1 protein-coding gene is annotated in these 320 nt (G+C 65.6%); it reads left to right on the plus strand.

Features of this window, described 5'->3' with window-relative positions:
- The coding region (locus J8I82_RS38040; RefSeq protein WP_209765797.1) for a FadR/GntR family transcriptional regulator at window positions 1–320 on the plus strand (320 nt) is incomplete at both ends.

The raw sequence follows: 320 nt of genomic DNA on the forward strand, positions 1-320 counted from the left end.
CGGGTCAGCACCGGGCCGACGGGCGGAGGCACGATTGTGGAAGTCCCGCTGGATCGCACCTTCCAGCTAATGCAGAATTACCTGTTCTTCAAGGACGTCGGCATTGCCGACATCTATACCGTGCGCCGCCTGCTGGAGCCCGAACTCGCCGCCGGCGCGGTGCCGCACCTGACCGAGGACGATTTCAAGGCGCTGGAACGCACCATCGACCTGTGCGATCCGGCATCTGCCGCGGCTGCGACACCGCTGCTGGACCAGCGCCAGGAAGACCTGACCTTCCACGACATCCTGGCCGCCGCAAACCCGAACCCGATGCTGCG

Origin of the sequence: Cupriavidus consociatus (assembly GCF_017814975.1) — a bacterium.
GTDB lineage: Bacteria > Pseudomonadota > Gammaproteobacteria > Burkholderiales > Burkholderiaceae > Cupriavidus > Cupriavidus consociatus.